The 7091-nt window shown below is 51.8% G+C and carries 7 protein-coding genes; 1 reads left to right on the top strand and 6 read right to left on the bottom strand.

Annotated features, from left to right (window positions below; genetic code table 11):
* Positions 1 to 98: 98 nt before the first annotated feature.
* Positions 99 to 842 carry a G1 family glutamic endopeptidase gene (locus C173_RS13565; protein ID WP_036725596.1) on the top strand — a complete coding sequence of 248 codons (744 nt, stop codon included), beginning with the start codon at positions 99 to 101 and terminating at the stop codon, positions 840 to 842.
* Positions 843 to 983: 141 nt separating this feature from the next.
* Here C173_RS13565 and pyk read toward each other — a convergent pair whose 3' ends face one another.
* The 6 genes from pyk to C173_RS34665 all read right to left on the bottom strand — a co-directional run.
* Positions 984 to 2408, bottom strand: a complete 1425-nt coding sequence (pyk, locus tag C173_RS13570; RefSeq protein WP_036725599.1) for a pyruvate kinase — start codon at positions 2406 to 2408, stop codon at positions 984 to 986.
* A 374-nt stretch (positions 2409 to 2782) separates the two neighbouring features.
* A complete protein-coding gene (locus tag C173_RS13575) occupies positions 2783 to 3784 on the bottom strand; it encodes an acetyl-CoA carboxylase carboxyltransferase subunit alpha (RefSeq protein ID WP_036725601.1) in 1002 nt (333 codons plus the stop codon).
* 1 nt (position 3785) lies between these two features.
* Complete coding sequence (gene accD / locus C173_RS13580) at positions 3786 to 4679, bottom strand: acetyl-CoA carboxylase, carboxyltransferase subunit beta (protein ID WP_036725603.1); 894 nt, start codon at positions 4677 to 4679, stop codon at positions 3786 to 3788.
* Positions 4680 to 4763: 84 nt separating this feature from the next.
* Positions 4764 to 4952: a hypothetical protein gene (locus tag C173_RS13585; RefSeq protein WP_036725605.1), complete on the bottom strand. Its 189-nt coding sequence runs from the start codon at positions 4950 to 4952 to the stop codon at positions 4764 to 4766.
* 147 nt (positions 4953 to 5099) lie between these two features.
* A complete protein-coding gene (locus C173_RS13590; RefSeq protein ID WP_036725608.1) occupies positions 5100 to 5600 on the bottom strand; it encodes a phosphatidylglycerophosphatase A family protein in 501 nt (166 codons plus the stop codon).
* 1127 nt (positions 5601 to 6727) lie between these two features.
* Positions 6728 to 7091 (bottom strand): hypothetical protein (locus tag C173_RS34665; protein WP_036725609.1); only part of this gene is annotated, 364 nt, incomplete at its 5' end.

Genomic DNA, 7091 nt, shown 5'->3' on the forward strand with positions numbered 1-7091 from the left:
ATTACAAGTCCTCTCTCATTCTTTTTAACAGAATACCCAACCTTCATAGCCGCCTGCTGCATTAAATAGAGCACAACCTATTATGAGGCGGTGGACAAGTGGGCCAAGTCAATAGATTAGCACGAAGCAAGCCCTGTCTGAAGGATAAACTTAATACGGGCAGAGCCGCCAGTTCAGGCTTAGGCTGGACATCAAGCAACTGGAGCGGTTATGCCATTTCCGGCAAAAAAGGCAGCTACCGGCAGATATCCGCCGACTGGATCGTCCCTTATGTAAAGCCTACGGTAAAAGCTACGTTCTCCTCGGCATGGATCGGCATCGACGGCTTCAAGAACAGCAGCCTGATTCAGACGGGCACCGGCCATGAGTCGGTGAACGGAAAAGTCCGGTATTATGCCTGGTGGGAGATTCTCCCCGCCTCCGAAACCGTCATTCCTCTTCCCGTCTCTCCCGGCAACCATATGCGTGCTTCCATCGTCAAGCTGAGTTCCGGCAAATGGTGCATCACCCTGCGCAATCTCAGCAAATGCTGGGTCTTCCGTACCGTACAGCGCTATAACGGACCGCAAAGCTCTGCCGAATGGATTGTCGAAGCGCCGCAGGTGGGGTTCGATATCGCTCCGCTGTCCAAGTTATCCACAGTCTGCTTCACCTGTTGCCAAGTCAATGGACGCAGCCCCAGACTAAAGGTCTCAGATGGCGGCATTATGCTCCAGAATAAGAAGCTGCTGGCTGTGCCTTCTCCCCCACGTTCCTGCGGAAGCGCCTTTTCAGTCAGACGAATCTATCATAAAAGTCCCTCTGCCGTGTATTCCAGGAACCCTATTTATACGACTCCCTGACAGGCTGACATGCCGTCTGCTCCAGACACTCAGGTCCAATATATCCATTTGCATGATCGATATCAAAAAAGAGCAGCGGCAATCAAGCGCCACTGCTCTTATCATTATATCTTATTCGTGCTGCAGAAGCTCTTCCAAATCCTAGTCGGCTGGAATCGTATCTACCTTCACCAGGTTAGTGGAACCGGAACGTCCAAGCGGGATACCTGCAGTGATGACTACAAGATCGCCAGCTTTAACCAGACCGGAAGCTTTACCGCCGTTAAGAGCTGTTTCCAGCAATTCGTCAGTAGAATGAGCTTCAGGGCCGAATACAGGAGTTACGCCCCATACCAGCGCCAGCTGACGCATGGTTCTTTCCTGGGTGGTAACAGCAATGATCTGTGATTTAGGACGATATTTGGAAACCACGCGTGCAGTGTGGCCAGTTACCGTTGAAGAAATGATCGCTTTAGCATTCAGATCCAGAGCGGAGATCGCTACGGATTGGCTGATCGCTTCAGTTACAGTAGTTTCTTGAGCAATCTGCTGCTTCATGAAGATCTCACGGTGGTTCAGAGCAGACTCTGCTTTCTCAGCAATACGGGACATAGTCAGTACGGATTCAACCGGATATTTCCCGGCAGCAGTCTCACCGGACAGCATGATTGCATCAGTTCCGTCGAAAATTGCGTTCGCTACGTCACTTGCTTCAGCGCGGGTTGGGCGCGGGTTGCGCTGCATGGAATCCAGCATTTGGGTAGCTGTGATTACCGGTTTGCCGGCGATGTTACATTTCTGAATCATCAGCTTCTGTGCCAAAGGTACATCTTCAGCAGGGATTTCTACACCAAGGTCGCCACGGGCAACCATCAGGCCGTCGGATACTGCCAGGATTTCATCCAGGTTATCGACACCTTCCTGGTTCTCGATCTTGGAGATGATCTGGATGTGGGAAGCATCATGCTTCGCAAGCAGTTCACGGATTTCCAGAACGTCGCTGGCTTTGCGTACGAAAGAAGCGGCAATAAAATCAATGTCCTGTCCGATCCCAAAAATGATATCATTGGTATCTTTTTCCGTAATACCCGGCAGGGAGATGGATACTCCTGGTACGTTAACACCCTTCTTGCTCTTGATCGTACCGCCGTTAACAATACGGGTCTTGATTTCGGTGCCTTGAATGTCGACAACTGTAAGGCCGATCAGGCCGTCGTCGATCAGGATCGTCGATCCTACTTGAACATCGTTAGGCAGGTTGTTGTAAGTGATGGAGATACGGTTGTGGTCGCCAAGGATCTCTTCCGTAGTCAATGTCAGATACTCATCCTGAACCAGTTCAATCGGTTCTACTTCCAGCTTGCCTGTACGAATCTCCGGTCCTTTGGTGTCGAGCAGGATGGCAACAGTCTTGCCAAGTTCCTTGGATGCTTGACGGATCGTGTTGATCCGGGCTCCATGCTCATCAAAATCGCCGTGGGAGAAGTTCAGACGGGCCACATTCATACCAGCCAAAATCAATTTTTTGATATTCTCCAACGATTCACTTGCAGGTCCGATCGTACATACAATTTTACTTTTCCGCATTAGGTTTTCCTCCGTTTTTTCGTTCTCTCTGTCTCATCTTTTCCAACTACAAAATCTACTATAAGGCTTGCTCTTTGTATAGGAACTTTATCACATGTAAAGACATGCACGTTTTATTGCGCCCTTATGAATATTACTGCATGTTGAACACAAAATCAATGTTAGTGCCTGTTTTTGCTGTAAATTAAAGTCGAATAATATAGGATGGCCGATAAAAGAAAAATCATCCCGCAAGAAGCGCAGGATGATTAGAATGGGAATAAATGTATAACCGGTCTTGTCCTATTCACGGCCTGGAATAAGCTGGAATGTGTTAAAAAGTGCAAACCGGCGGTACCGGCATTGCCGCTAATTCCCCCGAGAGCATCTCCTGCTTACTCTACAATTTGCGCTTCATCCTGATCGGCATCCTGCTCCAGCACCGCCTCGGAAAACTCGCCGATTTTGCGGAATTTCAGGTAACGGTCTTCCTTCAGCGCCGCCGCATCCATACCGGACAGCTCCTGCAGGTGACGCCAGACTGTGTCCTTAACCGCCTCCGCCGCAGCTTCGTAATCCCGGTGTGCACCGCCTCTGGGCTCCGGAATAATCTCCTCGATCACTTCCATCTCCAGCAGATCGGTGGCCGTAATCTTCATGGCCTCTGCGGCCTGCTCCGCCTTGGTGGCATCCTTCCACAGAATCGACGCTGCACCGTTAGGGGAGATCGCCGAATAGATCGCATTCTCCAGCATCAGCACACGGTTGCCGACAGCCATCGCTAAGGCTCCGCCGCTGCCGCCCTCGCCGATAATCACGCAGATGACCGGCACGGCCAGCTGGGACATCTCGAACAAATTGCGGGCAATCGCTTCCGATTGTCCGCGTTCCTCTGCGGTATTGCCCGGGTAAGCCCCCTTGGTGTCCACAAAGGTGATGATGGGACGGCCGAACTTCTCCGCCTGCTTCATCAGGCGCAGTGACTTGCGGAAGCCTTCCGGATGGGCGCTGCCGAAGAAGCGCAGAATATTCTCCTTCGTATCCTTGCCGCGCTGTTGACCGATGACAGTTACAGGCCGGCCGTTCAGCTTGGCGATTCCGCCGACTACAGCAAGATCGTCACCGTACAGGCGGTCACCATGCAGCTCGATAAAGTCCGTGAAGATAAGCCCGATCAGATCCAGCGAGGTCGGGCGTACGTGATGCCGGGCCAGATGCATCTTCTGGGCCGGGGATATATTGAAATAGATCTCATTCTCCAGCTCGCTGTAGCGCTCCTCAAGCCGGGCTACCTCATCGCTGAAATCAATGCCCTTCTCTTCGCCGAACTGCTTGAGCTCGGCGATTTTTTTGCGCATTTCTACCAGAGGCATTTCAAAAGGCATCTCTCCTGCCAAGCTAAAATCCCCCTTTCACATCATGCAGCTCCAGCAGCTTCGTGAGTGTGGAGCGCATTTCCTTACGGTGCACGACCAGATCCAGCTGTCCGTGCTGCAGATTGAACTCGGCCGTCTGGAAATCCTCCGGCAGCTTCTGGCGGATCGTCTGCTCGATGACAATCCGTCCGGCAAAGCCGAAGACCGCTCCGGGCTCGGCAATAATAATATCGCCCAGGCTGGCAAAGCTCGCCGATACCCCGCCGGTGGTCGGATCAGTAATCACGGAGATATACAGGCCGCCCGCTTCACTGAACCGGGCCAGCGCGGCACTTGTCTTCGCCATCTGCATAAGACTGAGAATGCTCTCCTGCATCCTGGCTCCGCCGGAGGTGGAGAAGATCAGCATCGGCAGTCCCCGCTCTGTCGCTTCTTCTACCGCTCTAGTAATTTTCTCTCCAACCACAGATCCCATGCTGCCTGTGAAGAACTCAAAGTTCATCACGGCTACAATAACCGCATGGCCGCCAATGCTGCCCTGGCCGGTGATTACAGCCTCAACTTGTCCGGTTTTGGACTGCTGCTGCTCAAGCTTGGAAGCATAGCCGGGGAACTTCAGCGGATCAATGGACGCCATCTCGCTGTCGAACTCAATGAACCCTTCCGGATCAAGTATCATCGCAATCCGTTCGGTCGCATTCAGGCGCATATGATAGCCGCAGGACGGGCATACTTTCAAATTCTTCTCCAGTTCCTTGCTGTACTGGATTGTTCCGCATTTGGCACACTTGCTCATTAGACCTTCGGGAATCTCCCGCTTAGGGCGCTCGCCTTCTGCCGGTCCGCCGCTTCGCTCCAGACGCTCTGAAGGAATAGTCGCGTACTTCCGTTTTTTCTGAAATAAATCTTTGAACAAGGGTCGCACCTCTTCAGCCGTTTATTTGCGTAAATAGCAGCTTGCCGCTGTCATGAATGTTCTTGAATCTCTACGCCATACTCTTCAGGGATGCAGGATCAGATTGAGGACCTCCTGCACTTCTTCAAGCTCTCCCGAAGGAACCAGAATCTCAAACTGCTGCTTGGACATATTGATGGGACGGCATTTAATCAGAAATCCTTCTTCCGTAAGCTTCCTCTCAATCATCTCCGCCACTTTGGCGGTCGGCGCTATATAGATTACCGTCCACATGCCCTGCAAGGCCTCCCTAATCTCGAATCCAGCCGTATCCTGAATATAATGAAATTATGATAACACAGTTTTCTTTTTTCCCGCAAGCAAGCCCGGCAGGAAGGACTCAGGCCCGGGAGGCCGGTCGCAGCGCATCAGGAGCAGCCGTTATTCGGTCCCGGTCACATGGGGATAGACCTTCGCACCCTCATGCCCGTGGGCGATCCGGGCTGAAGCTGCAGCCGCAATTCCGGCCACAAGATCATCCAGAAATACATGAATGCTCCCCTTATCATCATTCAATTTGCCGATAATTCCAAGCTTTATTTTATCGAGGTAGCCGAAGCTGGTCAGACCGATCATTCCATACACGCTCGTGATGCCCAGCGCCAGAGTCTCGTCCGCCCCATAGAGCGACTCATCCGCTTCCATTACCGCCTGAAACGGCTGGGGCAGCAGCTTCTTCTCGGCCAGCTCATCCAGCGCAATCCCCGTCATGAGCGTATACTGGACCTCTCTTTTGTTCAAGACCGACTTGACACTGCTCAGGCACTCCTCCTGCGTTAAGCTGGGATAATAGACCGATTGCAGGATATAGACGATCTCTGCGATCGAATCCAGTGATACTCCCCGGCGCTCCAGCAGATCCTCCGCCATTTGATAGGACATGATGTCATTCCCCTTCCGCACGGGACAATGCCCCGCTATGATTTAGCTGAACTTGAGAGTGAAGCCTGACAGATTCATAAGTTCACTCTATTGGTTCCCTAATGTATGCGGAAGAGGGCGCAAATGTGCTAAAAAGATCAGTGTATCTATGGCCGGGTTATGGTGCAGCGCGTATGCTCAAGTGCATTCTGTACAACTAAATCGTCTGATTTACTGCCGACTATCCATTTAGCTGTAATCGATACAACTAAACTGCCTCTATATGCGGGTTCTCACCTATTCGGGCAGATTTAGTTGTACAGACTACAGTTAGGAGAGGAAAGCCGTCCTTTTTACGGTTTTTAATTGCACATAATACACCTATGTGAATGTTCGCTTTGAACATGCTCCTAGTAGCGCATCAGATTAAAAAAGCGGGTCTGCATGATGAGGCCTGAACCACTAAAAAAGTAAAGTGTTTGGGACAAATGTATGCGAAAACAATCATGTCTTTCAAGGCACAACTCCAGCATGAAAATGAGCAGCGTGGCTAAAAACCAGAACATCGTCTGTTTGTATATAATTAACAAATTTCAACATAAAACCGAACACAATTGGACCGGGTGACTAGCGTAGGCCAAATGTAACCGAAAAACCAAATACAATTGGACTGGGAGCGCTACGTAAGCCAAATGTAATCGAAAAACCGAACACAATTGGACTGGGAGCGCTACGTAAGCCAAATGTAATCGAAAAACCGAACACAATTGGACTGGGAGCGCCACGTAGGACAAATGTAATCGAAAAACCGAACACAATTGGACTGGGAGCGCCGCGCAGGCCAAATGTAATCGAAAAACCGAACACAATTGGACTGGGTACGCCGCGTAGGCCGAATGTAACCGAAAAACCGAACACAATCGGACTGGGAGCGCTACGTAAGCCAAATGTAATCGAAAAACCGAACACAATTGGACTGGGAGCGCTACGTAGGCCAAATGTAATCGAAAAACCGAACACAATCGGACTGGGAGCGCTACGTAAGCCAAATGTAATCGAAAAACCGAACACAATTGTAGGTGGTATCGTTGTACTGATTCAATCCATAAATTTAATTCTGACGCTACACAAGGATAGCTTGGCTGCTCCTATCTGAGGCGGACGGTTCCGGCACCCAGCATCTCCTCAATGGCTGCGAACAGCTCCTCCGAGGGCTCGATCCGGTAGCTGTCGCTCAGCGCAAGCACCTTCTGGTTGCGCTCATAGAACAGCAGCGTCGCTGCGGGTCCCGGATGGGTCTGCAGCAGCGCCTGAAGCCGCGGCAGCAGACCCTTCAGCTCAGCGCCCGGCGTGATCTTGATGAAGACACGCTGGGCGCCTGGCTCCTGCCCCGTGCGCAGCGGGGCAGAGCTGTCCGGCCGCGCGTCTGACGCGGCCGGGACCTTAGGCGCGGCCTGCGCAGCGGCCGCAGAAGCGCGCGCACCGGGCGGCTGTGCCGCCGGTGTGCGCGTG

Source organism: Paenibacillus sp. FSL R7-277 (assembly GCF_000517965.1).
Classification (GTDB): Bacteria; Bacillota; Bacilli; order Paenibacillales; family Paenibacillaceae; genus Paenibacillus_AQ; species Paenibacillus_AQ silagei.